This is a genomic window from Mycobacterium ostraviense (genome assembly GCF_002705925.1).
Taxonomy (GTDB): domain Bacteria; phylum Actinomycetota; class Actinomycetes; order Mycobacteriales; family Mycobacteriaceae; genus Mycobacterium; species Mycobacterium ostraviense.
Window position 1 is genome coordinate 1 of sequence record NZ_NKRE01000154.1, and the last position, 280, is coordinate 280.

1 pseudogene is annotated in these 280 nt (G+C 60.0%); it reads right to left on the reverse strand.

Annotated features, from left to right (window positions below):
- Window positions 1-156: pseudogene (locus CDN38_RS32325) on the reverse strand (phosphoribosyltransferase); the annotation flags it as partial.
- Window positions 157-280 lie beyond the last annotated feature (124 nt).

Here is a 280-nt window from a genome sequence, read left to right on the forward strand (position 1 = left end):
GATCATGCCGCCGCGTGCCACGGCGATGAGGATCTCGGGATCGAACCCCGAATGATGAATCTGGGCAGCTAATTCTTCGGCGGCGTCACCGAAGGTCTCCCAGGTGAGGATCTCTTTGCCTTCGCGGTCACTGGCGTCAGCATGGTACGCGGTCATAGAGCAACCTTAGCGATGCCGCAGCCGACATCGCCTTGCGGTGTGGGACCGGTGGCGGGCCTGGTCGGTGGCGACGTGACCGACAACGATCAATCAAGAGTTAATTGCATGAGCACTGCAGTAC